The following is a 19,543-nucleotide window of genomic DNA, read 5'->3' as shown; positions in this document are numbered from 1 at the left end:
TGTTTCAACAATACTGCAAACCAACCAACACAGCTAACGAAGCAATTAAATTCTGGTCACATAATCACCAACTGTATCGCTTCATTCTGATTTTACTTGGGCTAAAGTGTGATAGAAGGTATAAGGTGTACGAAATCAAATCATCTACGAGAGATAATCATGAAATTAGACAAGATCGATAACAAGAGCCGTCGTATCCGTAAAAAGCTGTTCTTAGGTGAGTTCGCAATCCTAGGTTTCGAGATCAGCTGTGAAACAGACATTAACGACTTCGACCGTTACGATGCATTCGTTGATGACTTTATCGACTACATTGACGAGCTTGGTCTTTGCTTCGGTGGCGGTGGTCTAGAACTGTTTGAAGGCTTCCTATGTTCTACTGACCGTTACGGCAGTGCGACTGAAGAACAGAAAGCGCAAGTTATTAAATGGTTAGAAGCACGTCCAGAAGTGAAAAGCGCGCAAGCGGGCGAACTAGTTGACGCCAACTACCTGTAACTAAAGGGCAACCTGTAATACGCAGAGCTCAGTAAATGGTAGAGAAAGCTGGTCTTAAGACTGGCTTTTTTATTTTTTGAAGAATGCGATAGTAAAAATAGGGGTTTGGGAAGTTGCGCGGAGTGAATGTGATTGTGGTGTTTTTGAGCTGGCAATCAACGGGAAACTGTGTTCCACAGCCAGCTCGTGCCTTTAGGTATAATTAACTATGATTTTTTAGCTGGGGCGTCTTTCGTGTCTTTCCAGTATTGAATACGCACACGATGTAGCTGAGCTCTTCTAGTCTTTTTCATAGTAAAGTCCCTCATCTTATATAAGTAACGCTCCTCATGGAGCTTATTGTCTAAGGTCGTATCCCCTTCAATCTATAAGGGAATCAATCATTTAACCGTGACATATTTCACAACATAATGATAAATACCGGTTTCTTGCAGCCTGTTTTTACTGGCAAACGGCATATTATCTATCTGACACGGTTAACTTACTCACCAGATATGACAGAAAAATGGCAATCAAGTTCCCTACTTATACTGTCATTGAATCTTAATAAGGATTAACAAGGTGGGCATTTCAGATTTACCATACTGTTTATAAAAACCGCAAGAATTTTTATTTCTTTTCAAACAAACCTCTACTCAAGATCAATTCACTTTCATCTTTATCGTCTCCCTTTTAACGCATTGTGATCCAGTTCAATCCACAGAACTCGGAACAAAAAGCGCACATTAATACATTCACCACCAAACTTGTGCGAGATCTCTTACAAGAGTTGTAAGCAAATAGATTAATCACCTCTAAGAGCAATGCCAGAAAAAACATTAAATATATGATTTAAAAGTAATATTTAAATTCACTTAAAATAATAAGTAAAAATAATTTAGAAAAGTTAATTGAGTCAAATCAGCAAAACATCAATACTCAATTTGTCGACAGGATGTTGGCGGGAACAGGAAAAAAGCCTAAAGGATTGGGTATCTTCAGGATGAAGATTTGATAGCTTAGGATGAGTTGTCAGCAAGGATGTAGTTAAGCTCTAGGATAGAGTTCGCCCGTCAGGATGATAGGCAAGAATGGACACCGCTAGGAAGGCGATGAACAAGGAACTCGGTTAAAGGACTTAGCCACAATCAAGGATAGATGCAGGGAGCACCTATTAGTAGCTGGATTGCTGCGAAAAAGAATAAGCCCCGTCTGGGAAACCAGGCGGGGTTTTATTTTGTCTGTAATGTATTGATAGCGATTCATCTTTATCGTTTAAGTCTTCTCTGTTTTCATAAAACACCGTGCTATCATTTTCTTTACGTCTCCCAACAAAGCTCTCAGAAAATCACACACTATGCTTAATCCTGTTTGGTTACATACATTTAAGACATTGATTGAAGTCGGTCATTTTACGCAAACGGCAGAAAAACTTTTTATGACTCAGCCTGGCGTCAGCCAACACATCAAAAAATTAGAGCAAAGTTGTCAGCATGCCTTGATCAAGCGCGAAAACAAAAGCTTCGAATTAACCGAGCAAGGCAGGATTGTCTACGCATATGCGCTCGAGTTAGAAGATAGAGAGAAGAAGCTGCTCGAAGAGCTCAGTTTTGATGATGCGTTTTCAGGCCACTGTAAACTGGCTTGTTCTGGTGCAATGGCGTTAATGTTGTATGGGCCCATTTTGGAGAAGCAAAAACAGCACCCGAGCTTATCGTTACATTTAGAAGCCGCGCCAAATCAATCTATTCTCAACGCCATAACGCAAGGGCACATCGATATTGGTATCGTGACTGATGTTCCCAACAAAGGTCTGTTTCACAGTGAGCGAATTGGTAAAGAGAGGTTGTGCTTGGTTCTGCCAAAGCATTATCAAAATAAGCAGATAACGCCACAACTCTTGCATGACTGTGGTGTCATTAGCCACCCTGATGCCGAGCATTACATGACGCTGTTTTTTGACCAATGTGAAGAACCACAGCTCCAAGAAATTAAGATGAGCGATTTACCATTATCCGGCTACGTAAATCAATTGAGCCAAATTTTGCTGCCTGTCAGCAAAGGACTTGGCTTCACCGTGCTGCCTCAAAGTGCGGTCGACAATTTTCCATTAAAAGACACGTTATACATTGCTCAACTGAAAAACACTGTATGTGAAGAGCTATTTCTGGTTCGTAAGCGCAGTCGTGCTCTACCTCTGCGCTATCAGACCATCAAAGAAGTGTTATTGGATGTGATCGGTGGTGCGCATCAATGATGCTAGCCACTCTTCGCTGGTAATGCGTTCCTCTTGGCAATCCACCCAATATGGTTTGCCAGATAACCAACTTTTCGACGCAACTTCTTTTATAAACACATCCACGGAATCAACGTCATCTTTGGCGTAATCCCATTTATTGCGCATGTGTTCTGCTGCTTCTTGATTAGTGTACGACTTGCCGTTGCGGATAAAGGTGCAAGAGGATTGCTCAACTCGTGTTATCAACGTCGAGATATCTTGCTCTACTCCTGCTAGTGCAAAGGTAGGCAGAATGCTTAATGTAAGTAACAACGTCCACTTTGCTTTCATCGCACCTTTATCCTTATCCCTGACCAAGTAACTACTAATAAGTGACTTAACTATTCTGATGTTTGGCTGTTTAGCTCAGCCATTATTGCCACCATGCCTTCGCAGGCTGAGGCTCCGCAATCGCCAAGCGTTGACCAATCTCAGGGCTCACTAACGTTACACCGCGCTCTTCACTGATATCTAACGCGCGTTGCATCGGCTCATTCCAATCATGCATCGATAAATCAAACGTACTGTTGTGAATTGGCATCATCACTTTGCCCTGCACATCAATGTGTGCTTGAACGCTTTGCTCTGGGAACATGTGAATGTCTGACCAAAGTTCATTGTATGCGCCGGTTTCGATCATAGTGAAGTCAAACGGACCGTACTTTTCGCCAATCTCTTTAAAGCCATTGAAGTAACCAGAGTCACCACTGAAGAACACTTTATGTTGCTGTGCATTGATAACCCAACTGCCCCACAGCGTCGTATCGCGGTCTGTCAAACCTCGACCAGAGAAATGCTGAGTCGGAGTTAGTGTATATTCAATGCCGTCAACAGAGTGTGACTCCCACCAGTCTAGTTCGATCACTTTCTCTTTGGGTACACCCCAATTCACCAGTAATTGGCCTACTTTTAACGGCACCAAGAAAGTGCCCACCTTGTCGCCTAGCACTTTAATAGAAGCTTTATCTAGGTGATCGTAATGGTCATGACTGATCACCACCACATCGATAGTTGGCAAATCTTCTATCGTGATGGGGGTTTGGTGAAAGCGTTTTGGCCCTGCCCATTGTACAGGAGACGCGCGATCACTGAATACAGGGTCGGTCATTACCAGTTTTCCATCGAGCTTCATTAATACGCTTGAATGACCCAGACGATAGATGACGTCATCTTGCTCTTCTAACAGTTGCCGCGCTGTGATCGCATGCACTGGAATTTCAATCGTTGGTGTTGGGTTAAGGCGCTCAGTCGTAAAATACGCTTTCATGATTTCGAACATGTCGCCCAAACCGCTTTTGTATTCCAACTCTGTATTTGCAAATTTGTCCGGGTATGTTGGCGCTTTTTCAGTATCAACATTAGAACAAGAAATCATTGATGTACCCATCGCGAACGCTCCTACTGTGGCTAGCAAAGTTTTTTTCATAAAAAGTTAACCCGAACAAAAGTAAACTACACGGTGCAGTTTACATTCTAATTATCAAAAGTAAACTACTTAGTGTAAAATAGATCAAGAAATGATCTTCTTAACTTAGCAAGCTTATGAATGTAAAAAGAAAAAGTCGTAGCGAAACCAAAAGAGAAGCCATCTTGTGCGCGGCAAGGCAAGCGTTCCAAGAGTTTGGGGTGCAAAACACCAGCATGGATAAGCTCTCTGCAATCGCACAAGTCTCTAAGCGCACGGTCTATAATCACTTCCCTTCTAAGGAAGCGATCGTGACGGAGTTGCTGACTGAGCTTTGGCGTTCGTCAATAATGGAAAGCGATATTAAACGCTTGGCCACTCTGCCACTCAAAGATCAATTGATTGAATTACTCTACAGCGAGATCATTGTGGTGACGGAACCAAACTATATTGAGCTGGCAAAAGTGGCATTTGGGCACTTCTTATTTAAGCCAGAAGATCTCAAAGAACAAGCAGAACAAATGTCGAAACAGGAAACCGCCCTGTACCGCTGGCTTACGGAGAAATCGAACAGTGGCGCTTTGCAAATTGATGATGTACATATAGCAAGCACTCAATTGCACAACTTACTTAAAGGCAGTGCATTCTGGCCGCAGTTAATGGGAATTCGCCCCTCTTTGTCGAATGAAGAATCTAGGCTGTTAGCTACCCAAACGGCGGAACTTTTTTTAAGTCACTATCAAAACAGCTAAAAACAGCGGTCAAATTGGCCGCTTTTTTAAGCGATAATTCGTGACAAAGCGATGAAATTTTTGCTCAATTTTATTTATCTCACCCTTGACAGTCTCATACCGCAAGGCGTGAGCGTTCGATAAAATATTTTTGTCGTGTCGACGATGCTTTTTCGTTTTCATCTCACAAAAAAACGCCCTAAGGTGCGCACCTCTGACGACGTGGTTGTTCAACCACAATTCTAAATCGTTGAAGTAAGTAGGTTATGTCATAACATGATCACCTGCCTACTGCATTCTATGCTCTATACTTATATTTTAATTTGGTACTGACTTACTAAGGAATTGCCATGCGTATTGCTATTCTCTCTCGTAATGAGAATTTATATTCAACCATGCGCCTAAAACAGGCGGGTGAAGAACGTGGGCATCAAATCGATGTGATCGACACGCTTCACTGTTATATGGACATTACGAGCAACAACCCTAAGATCCGCTACAAGGGTGAAGAATTACCGCAATACGATGCTGTTATTCCACGTATTGGGGCATCTATTACGTTTTACGGCACTGCTGTTGTACGTCAGTTTGAAATGATGGGTACATTTTGTGTCAACGAATCTGTCGCGATCAGCCGCTCTCGTGACAAGTTGCGCTCATTGCAACTGCTATCACGTAAAGGCATCGGTTTGCCACGCACTGGCTTTGCTCACCATCCTGACAACATTCAGGACGTGATCAAAAACGTTGGTGGCGCACCTCTAGTAATTAAATTGCTAGAAGGCACTCAAGGCATTGGTGTTGTACTTGCTGAAACAAATAAAGCGGCAGAAAGCGTGATTGAAGCTTTCATGGGTTTGAAAGCTAACATCATGGTGCAAGAATTTATCGAAGAAGCAAAAGGCGCGGACATCCGTTGTTTTGTTGTCGGAAATAAAGTAATCGCCGCAATGAAGCGCCAAGCAAAAGAAGGCGAGTTCCGTTCTAACCTTCACCGTGGCGGCTCTGCACAACTCGTGCGTTTGAGCAAAGAAGAGCGTGCGACCGCTGTAAATGCAGCGAAAGTGATGGGCTTGAACCTTTGTGGTGTGGATATCCTTCAATCTAAAAATGGCCCAGTGGTAATGGAAGTGAATTCTTCCCCTGGTCTAGAGGGCATCGAACTAGCAACGGGTAAAAACATTGCAGGTATGATCTTCGATTTTATCGAGAAAAACGCTAAGCCAAATTCAAACCGTACTCGCGGTAAAGGTTGATTTTTGTTTAACGCACAAGAGAGCCAAAAACCGGCTCTCTTGTTACTCGTCGCTAGGATGACACTATGAATCAGAAAATGATCATTGGGAATGCCGAAGCTATTTGCTTGCCAGAGTTAGGGATTACTCACCTTGAAGCGCGTATTGATACAGGCGCTCAAACCTCTTCATTACATGTAGACAATATTGATTGCTTTGAAAAAGATGGTCAGTCTTATGTTGCATTCGATCTGCACCCAGATGTATACCATTTAGAACAAGTGGTTCGCTGCACAGCGAAACTAAAAGCAAACCGTAAGGTTAAATCTTCTAACGGTACTTTTGAGCACCGCTGCGTGATCACAACGATGCTGCGTATGGGCGACCAACAATGGCCAATCGACATTACGTTGACTAACCGTGAAAAAATGACTTACATGATGTTGTTAGGTCGTCAGGGCATGGCAGACAAAGTGCTCGTTGATCCTAGCCAATCTCACTTATTGGCATCTTAACCCCGTAGCTTCAGATGAGTGATCGAACGTTTTTGTTGAGCATCACTCGTCTGGCTTTATCTTCGCCTATTTCCTACGAAATAACGCAAACAACAATCCCTTCGCTTTAACTTTTGTCACTCGCCAGTGCGTCATTGGCTTAGTCGGCGCTGTATTCAAAATGTGCTGATACGCTTTTTCATCCAAAGTCACCTCTCCCCCATGTGCCAAAAGCAAACATTGCGGATTCATCTCAAACACACGCTTTAATGATTGCCGATATTGATTCGGATGAAATATGGGAAACGGCGCAATCAGATGCTTTTTCACCTGCACCATTAAATCCGCCACATACAGCACATCTTGTTCAGAATGATAAACCGACAGATCTCGGTCGGTATGCCCAAGCGTTTCTAGCACCTGCCAATCATCAAATCCAGGAATAAACTCTCCATCAATAAGTTCAATATCTGGATTTAACTTGCGGGAATACCAAAGGTTTTGCTTTGGTTTACGCATCCGATTCGCCATCCAGCGTGCTAACATTAAATCGGTCAAATGCATTAGCCAACCGTCTACACCGCTATACCACTGGCTCTCTCGCTTTGCGGCCAATAGCTTACATCCTGTTAAATCACGTAGTTTGTGCGCACCACCAGCATGGTCTGGATGCATGTGGGTCACAACAACCAACTTTAGGTCAGAAAAAGGACGATGGAGTTGATGTTCAATAAAGTCTTTAAGATGAGGAATGTCTGCTCGACTGGCACCATCAAGCAACAATAATTTATCGGGATATTCGGCGAGATACATGGTCTGAATGTACCCCTGAATTCTGTGCAGCTGCAAAATATGTCCTTATTTTAGTGAGATGCTTCATGACCGAATCCTTACTGGTCAGACCAACTATAACAGCAGAATGGACGCTTCGGTAAACAAATATTCACACGTAGCGACGACAACAAATCATAATCGAGATGATAGATTTTAATCATTAGACTCAAGGGCCCTTTTATCCGTTAATGCGCGCACACGGAGTTCGTGTCAGGGTATGAGGTAAATACCTCATGATTTGCTTTTTTGTACTTTTCCTTCTAATTAATTAAGGAGTTAAGTACATTTTTGTGAGAATCGAGTTGGAAAAAGCAACTAAATTAGACCGCATCCGCGCGGACTACAACGTTCACTACTGGAGCCAAGGTTTCTACGGCATTGATGACCAAGGCGAAGTATATGTATCACCACGTAGTGATCGTGCACATCAAATCCCTTTCAGCGCTATTGTAAATGAGCTAGAAGCGAAGCAGTTAAATCTGCCTGTATTAGTACGCTTCCCGCAAATCGTGCACCAACGTGTGCATGGTATTTGCCACGCATTCAACCAAGCAATTGAAGAATACCAATATCCAAACAAATACTTGTTGGTGTACCCAATTAAAGTAAACCAACAACGTGAAGTGGTGGATGAAATTCTAGCGAGCCAAGCTCAACTAGAAACCAAGCAGCTTGGTCTTGAAGCGGGTAGCAAGCCAGAATTGTTGGCGGTACTTGCATTGGCTCAACAAGGTAGCTCCGTGATCGTGTGTAATGGCTACAAAGACCGTGAGTATGTGCGTCTTGCACTGATCGGTGAAAAGCTGGGTCACAAGGTATTCATCGTACTAGAGAAGCTTTCTGAGCTGGATCTGGTACTAGAAGAAGCGAAAAGTTTGGGCGTAAAACCGCGCCTTGGTTTACGCATTCGCCTCGCCTCTCAAGGCGCAGGGAAATGGCAAGCAAGTGGCGGTGAAAAATCGAAGTTTGGTTTATCAGCATCGCAAGTGCTTAGCGTTATTGAACGTCTTAAACGCGAAGGCAACCTAGACGCGATGCAACTGGTTCACTTCCACCTTGGTTCACAGATGGCAAACATCCGTGATGTACGCAATGGTGTGAACGAGTCTGCACGTTTCTACTGCGAACTACGCGCACTCGGTGCAAACATCGAGTACTTCGATGTGGGCGGCGGCTTGGCAGTGGATTATGACGGCACACGCAGCCAATCATCGAATTCGATGAACTACGGACTTGCAGAATACGCACGTAATATCGTCAACACAGTGGGCGATGTGTGTCTGCAATACGAACAACCAATGCCAGTGATCATTTCGGAATCGGGTCGCTCGCTAACAGCGCACCACGCTGTATTGATTTCTAACGTAATTGGTACCGAATCGTACCTACCGGAAGAAGTACATGAGCTTGATGATGACGCTCCGCTTTTGCTACAAAACATGTGGCGAAACTGGGAAAACTTACAAGATGGTACAGACGCTCGTGCGTTAATTGAGATTTACAATGATACCCAAAGTGATTTGGCAGAAGTGCACTCTCAATTTGCTACAGGCGTGCTTAACTTGGAGCAACGTGCGTGGGCAGAACAATTGTCACTGCGCATTTACTTCGAATTAAGCCGCAAGATGAGCACTAAGAATCGCTTCCACCGTCCGATTCTGGACGAGTTGAGCGAACGTCTTGCGGATAAGTTCTTCGTGAACTTCTCTCTCTTCCAATCTCTACCAGATGCTTGGGGTATTGATCAGGTGTTCCCTGTTCTGCCACTTTCTGGTCTTGGCGAGGCGGAAGAGCGTCGTGCAGTGATGTTGGACATCACATGTGACTCTGATGGCGCGATCGATCACTACGTTGATGGTCAAGGCATCGAGAGCACGCTACCTGTACCTGCTTGGAGCAAAGACAAACCGTACCTAATGGGCTTTTTCCTAGTAGGCGCATACCAAGAAATCCTTGGTGACATGCACAACCTATTTGGTGATACCCACAGTGCTGTAGTCAATGTTGATGAACATGGTCAATTTGAGATCAGTTACATCAACGAAGGTGATAGTGTAGAAGACATGATGCGCTACGTTCATATCGACGTGGATGCGATTCGTGACAATTATAAACAATTGGTTTCACAACGAGTTGAAGCCAATGAACAAGCACAAATCCTAGCAGAACTAGAACAAGGTCTAGCAGGATACACCTATTTAGAGGACTTCTGATATGAATGATTTGTTTACTAAAACTGATTATTCGCTTTACTCCAACTCTATGTCGTTTTTACGTCTGCCGTACATTCGTAACCCGGTATCGGCAGACGCAGACGTTGTGGTGTTGGGAGTCCCTCTGGACATGGCAACATCTGGGCGTCCAGGTGCGCGTATGGGTCCAGATGCAATTCGCCGTGCCTCAGTCAACTTGGCATGGGAAGGTAAGAAGTTCCCGTGGAGCTTCAACGTATTGGATAAACTGAAAGTGATCGACGCAGGTGATCTCGTGTTCGATTGCGGTGATGCGGAAGATTTTACTTACCGCCTTGAAGCGGCAACCAGTGAAATTCTAAAAAGTGGTAAAACCATGTTGGGATTGGGCGGTGACCACTTCATCACACTGCCTATCCTGCGTGCCTATGCGAAGCATCATGGCCAAATGGCGTTGATTCACTTTGATGCTCATACGGACACCTATGCAAATGGCAGTTCATACGACCACGGTACGATGTTCTACCATGCGCCGAAAGAAGGTTTGATCTCAGCAAAGAACTCAATACAAATCGGCATTCGTACGGAGTACAAACAGCAAGATCACGGCTTCAATGTGATTAATGCGATGCAAGCGAATGACATGTCGGTGAACGAGATCCTAGAAGAAATTCGTCGCACCGTCGCAGACAAGCCAGTATATGTCACTTTTGACATCGACTGCTTAGACCCGGCCTTCGCACCGGGAACTGGTACACCAGTTTGTGGTGGCTTGAACTCAGACAAAGCGCTGAAAATTATTCGTGGTTTAGCCGGCATGAATATCGTGGGTATGGATGTTGTCGAAGTATCGCCTCCATACGACCACAGTGATGTTACCGCACTAGCGGGAGCAACCATCGCACTAGAAATGCTTTACGCATACGCATCTGAGCGCGAATAGACATAATCATTTCTAAGGGAGCTTCGGCTCCCTTTTCTTTCTTATGCCTTCCTCTACCTTTTATTCACTCGTTTCATCTTGAACTCAGATCAACCGAGCAGACGCTTTATTTTTGCACTTTAACCATTAAAACCAGTTACCTATAAGGCTCATTCTATTCACGAAAAGTAAAAGATTTAACTTAATTAGACAAAGAAATGCATCTCTTTTTGAAAACAAAATCGGATTAGTTTTTCTAATTTAAATCATAGATTTTTATCTTGCTCGACTTCACACTTTTCGATTGCTAATTATACAAGCAAGCACTATTATCTCGCGCAAATATCCCCGCAACACAAGAAGTCAGTTGGCACTCTGTAAAAGAGCGCTAAGGGTTTTTACGTCTTAAATTTTTTGGAGAGATACGCAAATGTCTGCTTCGTTTCCATTAGCGAAACTTACCTTTTTAATCGCTATATTGACTGCCGTGGGTCAAATGACCCAGACAATGTACGTGCCTTCAATCGGTCATATGGCGGGCGAGTTTTTGGTATCTGCGTCATCACTTCAAGCTGTGATGGCTTGTTACCTAATCCCATATGGCTTGTCGCAATTTGCGTATGGCACACTATCGGACCGCTTGGGACGCAAACCGATCATCATCGTCGGGCTGCTTATCTACATCGTGGGTACACTGGTAGCATTATTTGCACATCAATTTGAATGGTTCTTGATTGGTAGCTTTATCCAAGGCTTAGGTATTGGCTGCGGCGGTGCGATGTCACGCACTCTGACTCGCGATTGCTTTGAAGGCTCTGATCTACACAGAGCAAACAGCTTAATTAGCATGTGTGTGATTTTCTCACCATTAATGGCACCAGTATTAGGCGGTTACCTAACAGAAGCTTTCGGATGGCGGTCGAGCTACTTGTTCTTAGCGCTATTTGCTATCGCGGTTGTGATCACCATGATGACAAGCATGATGGAGACGCTACCAAAAGAGAAACGCAAATTCGAACCAGTAGCCAAAAGCTACAAACACGTTTTGTCTGACCGTCGCTTTCAAGGCTTTTTGATTTGCCTGGTTGCAACATTCGCTGGTGTGGGTGTATTCGAAGCGGCGGCTGGGGTGTTGTTAGGTGGGGTATTAGAATTACCAGCAACAACGGTAAGTTTGCTGTTTATATTGCCGATCCCAGGTTACTTGGTGGGTGCAGGCTTATCTAGCTACATCGCAAGACATCGCTCTGAGCGTCGTGCTCTAAATGTAGGCTTGGTCTCTATTTTTGTAGGCTCTGCTATTGTGCTCATCCCAGGCTTGTTTGGTTTAACCACGGCATTAACGCTGGTTGGAGGCGCAACCGTGTATTTTTTGGGTGCGGGTATTCTCTTCCCAGCAGCAACAACTGGAGCGATTGCGCCATTCCCATACCATGCAGGAACAGCAGGCGCGACATTGGGTGGCATGCAAAACTTGGGGGCAGGTGTCGCAACTTTGCTCGCGTCACTATTTCCAGCGCATAACCAGATGCCTTTGGGCATTTTGATGATGGTAATGTCGGTAATTGCAATGCTTGGGTTAATGTGGGTGAATCGAGCACACAATCACTCAAACGAAGTACCGCAAGTTATCTGATCATTATCAGCTTACTTTCAAAATCCAAAAGGGACACACTCAACAAGTGTGTCCCTTTTTTCATATCACACTATATCGATTTCCCGATGAGAATGATTTAACTTTCGAATTGATATTTGTTAAAAATAACAGCTGCTTACACAATGTGTTTTCAGCTTCCTTCAAATTGAGTATCCAACTCGGAAATATTGAGGATTCTCACTTTTTCGGTATACCCCATAACAAAGAATGGACAACTGAAAACCACTAACAAAATGAAAGCCCAGCCCTCAGGATGAGGCCACTTGGGTGTACAATAAGGATAAAATCAGATGCGTTTCACTTTAACTACGTTGGCCGTCTCGGTCGCGCTTGTCGCCGGATGCAGCAATCAAGGAATCCCCAGCATGACTCAATACTCCCAAACACAGATCGTTGCTCAACAAACTCAAGCTCCGGTTGCGAAAAAAGTCCCTCACTCGATGACTATTCATGGCGATACCCGCGTTGATAACTACTACTGGATGCGTGACGACGAACGTAAAGACCCTGAAATTTTACAGCACCTAGAGAAAGAAAATCAGTACGCAGAAACCGTTCTAAAGCACACTGAAACACTTCAAGATACGCTATTTGAAGAAATTAAAGGGCGCATCGCAAAAGACGACAACTCAGTACCTGTTCGTAAAAGCAACTACTTCTACTCCAGTGAAGTGACCGGAGATAACGAGTACGAAGTCCATTTGCGAGCTAAAGACTTTGCAGGCAAAGACAAACAAATCATTTTAGATGTCAATGAACTTGCAAAAGAACATGAATTTTTCAGTATCGGCGGCCTATACGTTAGTCCGAATGAAAACTTATTGGCGTATGGCGAAGACACATTAAGCCGCCGCGTGTACACCCTTAAGATCAAAGACCTGACAACAGGCAATTACCTACAAGATGAAATCGAAGGGGCCTCAAGCGCTGTCGCATGGCAGAACGATAACAACGCCTTTTACTACATCAAAAAAGATCCACAGACCTTATTGGGCTACCAAGTTTATCGTCATGTATTGGGCACACCACAAAGCAGCGATGAGCTGATTTTTGAGGAAACCGACAGCGCCTATTACACCTCACTAAGCAAAAGCAAAGATGGCGAAGATATTTATATCTGGCATTCGAGTACAGAAACCAGTGGGGTCTCTATTATTGATGCGAACAACCCTAAAGCAAAGGCGAAACCGTTCTATCCTCGTGAAGATGGCATTGAATACAGTATTTCTAAGCTAGGCGATTGGTACTACATTTATACTAACTACCAAGCCGTCAACTTCCGTTTGATGAAAGTTCATCAAAATGACATGCATGACCGCTCTAAATGGCAAGATGTGATTGCCGCAGACGACAACACTCAACTTGTCGACTTCGAGTTATTCGATGATCACATCGTCTATGAGCAGCGCTCTAACGGCCTAGCAAGCGTCACTGTACGTCAGCTTTCAACAGGAAAAGAATTCGCCCTCACATTTAATGACGATGCGTTTGCTGCCTATTTGACAGGTAACCTAGAGCTGGATAACGAGAAAGTTCGTATTTATTACAGCAGTTTAACCACTCCAGGAACCTACTACGATTTCGATCTAACAACGGGCGAGTCAGAAATCATGAAGCAAACACCTGTACTTGGTGATTTTAATCCTGACAATTACCAATCAGAACGCATCATGGTCACAGCCCGTGACGGTAAAGAAGTACCCGTTTCTTTGGTGTATCGTAAAGACTTATTTAAGAAAGATGGTACGAATCCACTCTACCAATATGGTTATGGATCTTATGGCGCAACCATTGAGCCAACTTTCCGCTCGACACGTTTGAGTCTATTGGATCGCGGCTTTGTTTACGCCATTGCTCATATTCGTGGATCTGAAATGCTTGGCCGCCCTTGGTATGAAGACGGTAAAAAACTAACCAAGCAAAACACATTCAACGACTTTATTGATGTGACTAAAGGTTTGGTTGAACAAGGCTACGGCGCGAAAGATAAAGTCTTCGCTGTTGGTGGCTCTGCAGGAGGTCTCTTAATGGGGGCTATCATCAACCAAGCACCAGAACTGTACCGCGGTATCGGTGCACATGTTCCGTTTGTGGACGTGGTAACCACTATGCTCGATGAATCAATTCCATTGACCACCAATGAGTATGATGAATGGGGTAACCCAAATAACAAAACATACTATGACTATATGTTGAGTTACTCGCCTTACGACAACATCAAGGCGCAAAACTACCCGAACATGTTGGTAACGACTGGCTTGCACGACTCTCAAGTACAGTACTTTGAACCAATGAAGTGGGTCGCCAAACTTCGTGAAATGAAGACAGACGATAACGTCTTGTTGTTCAAAACCGATATGGAAGCCGGACACGGCGGCGCATCTGGTCGATTTAAGCGCTTAAAAGAAGATGCGTTAGAGTATGCGTTCTTCCTCGATTTACTCGATAAAAAATAAGCGTATTAATCGAACTGCATCTCTTCTAACAACAAAAATGCCCGCAAATTGCGGGCATTTTTATAGACGCACTCTCTAAACAAAGAGTTGGGTTACCTAAGCACAGAACTACCAGTGTCTCTTATAGCCAACGGAAAGCAGAAAGAAAAACGCCTACTCACAACGAGTAGGCGTTAACACAATAAATGTGTTTAGGCAGTAGAAACTGGCCTATTTATTAGAAGTAGTAACGAGCACCTAGAGTCCAGTAGTCGTTCTCTTCATTGTTGTAGTCGTTACCTAGATCAAACTGGTAAGCTGCAAACGTTACGAAAGCAGGAGTTACAGCGTACTCTGCTTGTAGCGCAGTTTCGCTTGAAAGTGTCTTGTTGTCTTCTTCGTCTTCTACGCCTTCGTAGTTAACGCTGAATGTCCAATCGTTTACGCCGTATGCCAAAAGAGCTTCAAGTTGAGAAGTGTCTTTACGCATTTGGTAGAAGTACTCGTTCATACCGTATACTACTGCTGCGTATAGACCTGAACCGTACTGACCGTAGTTTACAGAGAATAGGTGTGATTCAGCGTTCTTAGTACCTAGAGTCGCGTTTTTAACATCACCGCCGCTGTATACGTAGCCTAGACCAAAGCCAGCTACAGAACCGCTCAATGCAACTTGACCACGTTGCTCGTATGTTGTTGCATCTGAAGTTTGCTCACCTTGCCAACCTAGACCTAGGTTGAAAGCAAAACCTTCACCAAATTCAAAACCTTTACGGTAGCTAAGCATTTTATCAGCACGAGCTGAGCCTAGGTTGCCGTGGTTGTCGTACAAAAAGTCGTTCGCAAACGCGATTGGTAGATCCGCAACACCAGCTACATCGTAGTAAGGTGACCATTGAGTACCTGCTACTAAACGGCCAAACTGCTCATGAGTAGCACCGATGTAACCTAGACGAGTTTTGAACGATTGTTCACCACCATTTAGGTAGTTAAGCGCCCATTCGCCTTTAGCGTCGATAGTGATACCGTTGCCAATGTCTTTCTTACCCGCAACGTTAATACGTGGAGACACTTGGTGAACTTTCACATCTTCCTCGTAGTACTCACCTACGCCAACTGAAACGTGACCGCCGATCGATAAAGATGTACCATCGCTGTTGTAAACTTCTGCTGCGAAGGCCTGTGAACCACATGCTAGTGCCGCCACTGCAACGGCTAGAGTTTTCATTTTCATTGTTAACATCCGTATAGTTGTTTGTACCGGTTCGCTTAGAAACAGATTAAATCCGAATCAATCGCAACGAACACATAACAAAGTAGTAATGAAATAGAAATGAAACAAACACTTTCTTATGCAACCAGTGGTATCAATGCTCACATTTTGAACTTAGTCACAAAAAAATGGGGAACTTTTCATTCCCCATCATAAAATATGTGGCTTTTTACGTGTCACATCTCCCAACGTGCGAGTGGCTTCTCAGTTTTGATACCCTTACTGCCCCAGCGGTCAATAACATCAATTTGCAGTATGCGGCTCGGTTTAATAAGCGATGTCAAGGTTTTCGACGGTCGTTTATCCGTCACTAACCACAGCGTTTTATCTTGTTCAAACTGAGCTTTTAAAGATAATTTGTCTTCTTCTGTCCACTCGAGCTCCGGCTTAAATTCGCGCCCAACCACAAACAATTGGTTGCCAGAGGCAAAGTCCTCTAATGACTCACTCATCAGTACCACTGAATCGATGCCTTTATCGAAGATCTCTGCCTGTTGTTGGTTGATCAGTTCACTCACGTTGAGCATTAGAGCCTGTTGATTCGTTTGAATCGCCTTTTGGTGTTCAGGATATACACGTTGTAGATCCTCTCCAACAATGCCCGCCATTCGGATTAAGTTTGTAGGGTTCAGCCATGCGTACTTCGATGTTGACCCGTTTTCCAATGTCAGTACTGCAACTCCTTGAGCTCTAGGAGAAATGGCCTGCGATGCATCGATTTCAATCAAGTGAATGTTGCCCTGTCGAGCGTAAACATAAGTCGGGTCTTGTTTCCAAATCGCACCAAGAGTAATAGCAACCGTCGCGGCTTGACCCGCTTGCTTAACTTGCTCTGTACCTTTATTTGCGAACCAGTTCTCAAGACGCTCAACGCCGTAACGCTTTGGAGGCAGATACTGAGTCTCTATCCCTGTACCTTTCATGAGTTGCTCAGACAACATGTACGTGACGGGAGTGCTGGTTAAAATGTCTTTGGCGCTTGCCAACGATGGAAGTGTCGTCGCTATAACCAAACCAAAAGTTATCGCTAATTTTTTTATCTTCATGTTCATTACTTTATAAAAAGGGTTACGCTTTTTGGATAATTCGGTAAACCGTTGCTGTTAGGAAAAATGCCGCAGAAACAATGATGATGGATGCGCCTGATGGCACTGGTAGCTCAAGCTCCATCGGCAGTATGGTTCCTACTAAACACGCAATGGTTGCCAATAAAGAAGAAAGGAGAACAAAACTGCCCATGCGTTTAGTCAATAACCTAGCCGTTGCACCAGGAATCAGTAGCAATGCACCAACCAATACCGCGCCAATAATCTTTACCGCGGCGATGGTGACCAAGGTGATCATCATGACAAATAAGTAATCATAAAAGCTGGTATTAAAGCCGCGTACACGTGCAATATCCGGGCTGATACAAGTTAGCAAAATGCGGTTAAACGTTGGAATAAGAAGCAGTAATATGATCAAACAACTGATCGCTAAAATAAGGATATCGTTGTCCGTCACAGTCAAGATCGAGCCAAACAACACGTTCTCCAACATGTGAATGTTGATCTTACGAGCAACGTACATTAACAGCGCAGCACCAACCGCTAACGCTAATGCAAGAAAAACTCCAACCAGTGTGTCGTAAGGTACATTCGTACGATTACGAACAAAGTGAAGCAACAGCGCAAAAATCATACAAAAGCTAAACAATCCGATGATCGGATTCTCTGGCGGCTCACCGAGCAACACACCAATCGCGATTCCGGTAAGCGCAGCATGCCCAACCGCTTCAGAGAAAAAAGCCAGTCGCTTGGCGATGACTAATGTACCAAGACCACCAAGTAATGGTCCTAATATCAGCGCTGCCACAATTGCGTTCACCATGAAGGCATAAGAAAAGCTATCGCTTAACCATCCAGCTTCAACGCCGCTAACCGCTAACTCTCGCAACCAATCCATTATGCAGCCTCCACTTTTGCTGTGTAGTGCTTGAATAATGTTTCTATACGATCAGGGCTTAGCACATCTGAATGGTGCCCTGACGCCACAATTTGACGATTTACAACATGGACCTGCGCATCTAAACGGCGCACTGCGGTCACGTCATGGTGTACTGCCAGTACCGTTTTGCCTTCTCCAACGACTTCATGAATCAAACCTTCAAGATATCGAACACCTTGCTCATCCATGCCAGTTGTAGGTTCGTCTAAAACCAATAAATTGGGCTCATCCAGTAAAGCTTGCGCAAACAAAACACGCTGTTGCTCACCGCCAGAGAGTTGCCCCATACGACGGTCGCTACGCGTTGCCATACCCACGCGATCCAGCTGGGCCAGGGCATGTTGAGTTTGTTTCGTTTTACGTCGCCAAAATAGAGGGATACGAGTTTGGTTAAGCAGTACAAAATCCATCACGGTTAACGGGAGGCTTGCTTCAAACATCGCTTTTTGTGGCACATACCCTATCTTCCCCGATGCAGCTGATGGTTCTGGCCAATTGAGCGCTATGTTTCCCGAAAATGGCGTAAGTCCAAGTACCGAACGAAGCAAAGAGGTTTTACCACCGCCGTTCGGTCCCATAATCACGTGACATTTCGCGTTCTCGAATTCGGCGCTGATGTTCTGCAAAATGATATTGTCGGCGTATTTTAGGCCCACGTTACTTAAGGAAACGGAAGGTCCAGTCATTACGCCTTTTCCCCTGCTCGCTTACTCGCCACAAATTTCATGGCTTCGATTAGTGTTTCCACATTATCTCGCATCTCAACCTCGACTTTATCGGCCTCATACTCACCGTGAGTCATGTGAGAAAAGCGATAAAGCTGCACCCCAGTCGCCTCTTCGATGGTATCAACAAAGCGATTCGGCATATTGAGCTCATAAAACAGAACATCAATGCCCGATTCACGAATTTTCTCTATCGTTTCCTGTAGCTGACTTGCACTTGGTTCTACACCATGAGCAGGCTCAATGACAGCGGCAACGTCAACACCAAACTCCTGAAGGATATATCCGTAAGCATTGTGGGTTGTCGCCACCTTCATACCAGCCGTGTCCAACTCACCAAGAGACAACATTGCATCACGCTTCATCAGGCGAAATGTTTTCGCGTATTTACGAGCATTTTGGCGATAGAACGTAGCATTGTCTGGGTCCAATTGGCTTAGCTCACTCGCGATGGTGTAAACCTTTTGAATGGTTGTTGATAAACCGACAAAGGTGTGAGGGTTCACTGCTCCTTGACCAACAGACTGCCCCATAGCAGGCAATAAAGGCACTTCTTTGTTCGCTTCGATAACCACGAGATCATCACGCTGAGAAGCCTTGATCACTTTCAGTGCAAAATCGTCATGACCAATACCATTGATCACTATTACGTCCATTTCATTTAAGCGCTTAAGATCATTAGGTTGTGGCAAATAGTTGTGAGGATTAAAACCAGCATCAACCAAAGGAACGATGTCCGCCTTCTCACCAACAACGGCTTTAACATAGCTGTAATAAGGTTGAAGCGTAATACCAATACTGAGTTTATCGGCAGCAAAGCCAGTAGAAGACACCGTCAATAACGCGGTGGCTGTAAGAATACGACGTAAAAGAGAGCGTTTGATCATAGTACTTATCAA

17 protein-coding genes are annotated in these 19,543 nt (G+C 44.3%); 9 read left to right on the top strand and 8 right to left on the bottom strand.

All coding sequences use genetic code 11. From position 1 onward, the window contains the following. Positions 1 to 159 precede the first annotated feature (159 nt). Together R7R78_RS19385 and R7R78_RS19380 are read left to right on the top strand one after the other, a co-directional pair. Positions 160 to 498, top strand: a complete 339-nt coding sequence (locus R7R78_RS19385) for a YggL family protein (RefSeq protein WP_005374208.1) — start codon at positions 160 to 162, stop codon at positions 496 to 498. Between the two features lie 1,336 nt (positions 499 to 1,834). After that, the gene (locus R7R78_RS19380) at positions 1,835 to 2,734 is read left to right on the top strand and encodes a LysR family transcriptional regulator (RefSeq protein WP_017635526.1); all 900 of its coding nucleotides are present in this window, start codon (positions 1,835 to 1,837) and stop codon (positions 2,732 to 2,734) included. Here R7R78_RS19380 and R7R78_RS19375 read toward each other — a convergent pair. Further along, the gene (locus R7R78_RS19375) at positions 2,702 to 3,046 is read right to left on the bottom strand and encodes a DUF5329 family protein (RefSeq protein ID WP_213893598.1); all 345 of its coding nucleotides are present in this window, start codon (positions 3,044 to 3,046) and stop codon (positions 2,702 to 2,704) included. The genes R7R78_RS19380 and R7R78_RS19375 overlap by 33 nt on opposite strands. Positions 3,047 to 3,128: 82 nt before the next feature. Then, positions 3,129 to 4,142 (bottom strand): MBL fold metallo-hydrolase, encoded by a 1,014-nt coding sequence (locus R7R78_RS19370; protein WP_031780877.1) that lies wholly within the window; start codon positions 4,140 to 4,142, stop codon positions 3,129 to 3,131. A 155-nt stretch (positions 4,143 to 4,297) separates the two neighbouring features. Here R7R78_RS19370 and R7R78_RS19365 point away from each other — a divergent pair, with 155 nt between their 5' ends. From R7R78_RS19365 to R7R78_RS19355, 3 genes are all read left to right on the top strand, one after another. Continuing rightward, positions 4,298 to 4,912 carry a TetR/AcrR family transcriptional regulator gene (locus tag R7R78_RS19365; protein ID WP_137282875.1) on the top strand — a complete coding sequence of 205 codons (615 nt, stop codon included), beginning with the start codon at positions 4,298 to 4,300 and terminating at the stop codon, positions 4,910 to 4,912. A gap of 329 nt (positions 4,913 to 5,241) precedes the next feature. Then, positions 5,242 to 6,147 carry a 30S ribosomal protein S6--L-glutamate ligase gene (gene rimK / locus R7R78_RS19360; protein WP_005374224.1) on the top strand — a complete coding sequence of 302 codons (906 nt, stop codon included), beginning with the start codon at positions 5,242 to 5,244 and terminating at the stop codon, positions 6,145 to 6,147. A 65-nt stretch (positions 6,148 to 6,212) separates the two neighbouring features. Continuing rightward, on the top strand, positions 6,213 to 6,641 hold the full coding sequence (locus R7R78_RS19355) for an ATP-dependent zinc protease (RefSeq protein ID WP_005384193.1): 429 nt from the start codon (positions 6,213 to 6,215) through the stop codon (positions 6,639 to 6,641). A gap of 66 nt (positions 6,642 to 6,707) precedes the next feature. Here R7R78_RS19355 and R7R78_RS19350 read toward each other — a convergent pair whose 3' ends face one another. Next, positions 6,708 to 7,433: an MBL fold metallo-hydrolase gene (locus R7R78_RS19350; protein ID WP_005384195.1), complete on the bottom strand. Its 726-nt coding sequence runs from the start codon at positions 7,431 to 7,433 to the stop codon at positions 6,708 to 6,710. A gap of 323 nt (positions 7,434 to 7,756) precedes the next feature. Here R7R78_RS19350 and speA point away from each other — a divergent pair, with 323 nt between their 5' ends. From speA to R7R78_RS19330, 4 genes are all read left to right on the top strand, one after another. Then, positions 7,757 to 9,667 carry an arginine decarboxylase gene (gene speA / locus R7R78_RS19345; RefSeq protein ID WP_033906546.1) on the top strand — a complete coding sequence of 637 codons (1,911 nt, stop codon included), beginning with the start codon at positions 7,757 to 7,759 and terminating at the stop codon, positions 9,665 to 9,667. A gap of 1 nt (position 9,668) precedes the next feature. Continuing rightward, a complete protein-coding gene (gene speB, locus R7R78_RS19340; RefSeq protein WP_005374233.1) occupies positions 9,669 to 10,589 on the top strand; it encodes an agmatinase in 921 nt (306 codons plus the stop codon). A gap of 409 nt (positions 10,590 to 10,998) precedes the next feature. After that, entirely contained in the window at positions 10,999 to 12,204 is a 1,206-nt protein-coding gene (emrD, locus tag R7R78_RS19335; RefSeq protein WP_225474141.1) for a multidrug efflux MFS transporter EmrD, read from the top strand. A gap of 311 nt (positions 12,205 to 12,515) precedes the next feature. Further along, entirely contained in the window at positions 12,516 to 14,681 is a 2,166-nt protein-coding gene (locus R7R78_RS19330) for a S9 family peptidase (protein ID WP_225474140.1), read from the top strand. Positions 14,682 to 14,898: 217 nt separating this feature from the next. Here the strand turns inward: R7R78_RS19330 and R7R78_RS19325 are convergent, their stop codons facing one another. From R7R78_RS19325 to R7R78_RS19305, 5 genes are all read right to left on the bottom strand, one after another. Further along, positions 14,899 to 15,894, bottom strand: coding sequence for a porin (locus R7R78_RS19325; protein ID WP_225474139.1), 996 nt, complete (start codon positions 15,892 to 15,894; stop codon positions 14,899 to 14,901). A gap of 215 nt (positions 15,895 to 16,109) precedes the next feature. After that, the gene (locus tag R7R78_RS19320) at positions 16,110 to 16,979 is read right to left on the bottom strand and encodes a metal ABC transporter solute-binding protein, Zn/Mn family (protein ID WP_225474138.1); all 870 of its coding nucleotides are present in this window, start codon (positions 16,977 to 16,979) and stop codon (positions 16,110 to 16,112) included. A gap of 22 nt (positions 16,980 to 17,001) precedes the next feature. Continuing rightward, positions 17,002 to 17,877 (bottom strand): metal ABC transporter permease, encoded by an 876-nt coding sequence (locus R7R78_RS19315; RefSeq protein ID WP_005393560.1) that lies wholly within the window; start codon positions 17,875 to 17,877, stop codon positions 17,002 to 17,004. Further along, complete coding sequence (locus tag R7R78_RS19310; protein WP_017635536.1) at positions 17,877 to 18,605, bottom strand: metal ABC transporter ATP-binding protein; 729 nt, start codon at positions 18,603 to 18,605, stop codon at positions 17,877 to 17,879. Before R7R78_RS19310 ends, R7R78_RS19315 begins: the two co-directional genes overlap by 1 nt. After that, complete coding sequence (locus tag R7R78_RS19305; protein ID WP_005374249.1) at positions 18,605 to 19,531, bottom strand: metal ABC transporter solute-binding protein, Zn/Mn family; 927 nt, start codon at positions 19,529 to 19,531, stop codon at positions 18,605 to 18,607. Before R7R78_RS19305 ends, R7R78_RS19310 begins: the two co-directional genes overlap by 1 nt. Positions 19,532 to 19,543 lie beyond the last annotated feature (12 nt).

This window comes from Vibrio sp. 2134-1, from assembly GCF_033339495.1.
The sequence above is the reverse complement of the archived record's forward strand: the minus strand, read 5'-3'. Positions and strand labels throughout refer to the sequence as shown.

Coding starts and splice junctions, on each gene's coding strand:
- R7R78_RS19385 (WP_005374208.1), top strand. CDS start 160: ATGAAATTAGACAAGATCGATAACAAGAGCCGTCGTATCCGTAAAAAG.
- R7R78_RS19380 (WP_017635526.1), top strand. CDS start 1,835: ATGCTTAATCCTGTTTGGTTACATACATTTAAGACATTGATTGAAGTC.
- R7R78_RS19375 (WP_213893598.1), bottom strand. CDS start 3,046: ATGAAAGCAAAGTGGACGTTGTTACTTACATTAAGCATTCTGCCTACC.
- R7R78_RS19370 (WP_031780877.1), bottom strand. CDS start 4,142: ATGGGTACATCAATGATTTCTTGTTCTAATGTTGATACTGAAAAAGCG.
- R7R78_RS19365 (WP_137282875.1), top strand. CDS start 4,298: ATGAATGTAAAAAGAAAAAGTCGTAGCGAAACCAAAAGAGAAGCCATC.
- rimK (WP_005374224.1), top strand. CDS start 5,242: ATGCGTATTGCTATTCTCTCTCGTAATGAGAATTTATATTCAACCATG.
- R7R78_RS19355 (WP_005384193.1), top strand. CDS start 6,213: ATGAATCAGAAAATGATCATTGGGAATGCCGAAGCTATTTGCTTGCCA.
- R7R78_RS19350 (WP_005384195.1), bottom strand. CDS start 7,433: ATGTATCTCGCCGAATATCCCGATAAATTATTGTTGCTTGATGGTGCC.
- speB (WP_005374233.1), top strand. CDS start 9,669: ATGAATGATTTGTTTACTAAAACTGATTATTCGCTTTACTCCAACTCT.
- emrD (WP_225474141.1), top strand. CDS start 10,999: ATGTCTGCTTCGTTTCCATTAGCGAAACTTACCTTTTTAATCGCTATA.
- R7R78_RS19330 (WP_225474140.1), top strand. CDS start 12,516: ATGCGTTTCACTTTAACTACGTTGGCCGTCTCGGTCGCGCTTGTCGCC.
- R7R78_RS19325 (WP_225474139.1), bottom strand. CDS start 15,894: ATGAAAATGAAAACTCTAGCCGTTGCAGTGGCGGCACTAGCATGTGGT.
- R7R78_RS19320 (WP_225474138.1), bottom strand. CDS start 16,979: ATGAAGATAAAAAAATTAGCGATAACTTTTGGTTTGGTTATAGCGACG.
- R7R78_RS19315 (WP_005393560.1), bottom strand. CDS start 17,877: ATGGATTGGTTGCGAGAGTTAGCGGTTAGCGGCGTTGAAGCTGGATGG.
- R7R78_RS19310 (WP_017635536.1), bottom strand. CDS start 18,605: ATGACTGGACCTTCCGTTTCCTTAAGTAACGTGGGCCTAAAATACGCC.
- R7R78_RS19305 (WP_005374249.1), bottom strand. CDS start 19,531: ATGATCAAACGCTCTCTTTTACGTCGTATTCTTACAGCCACCGCGTTA.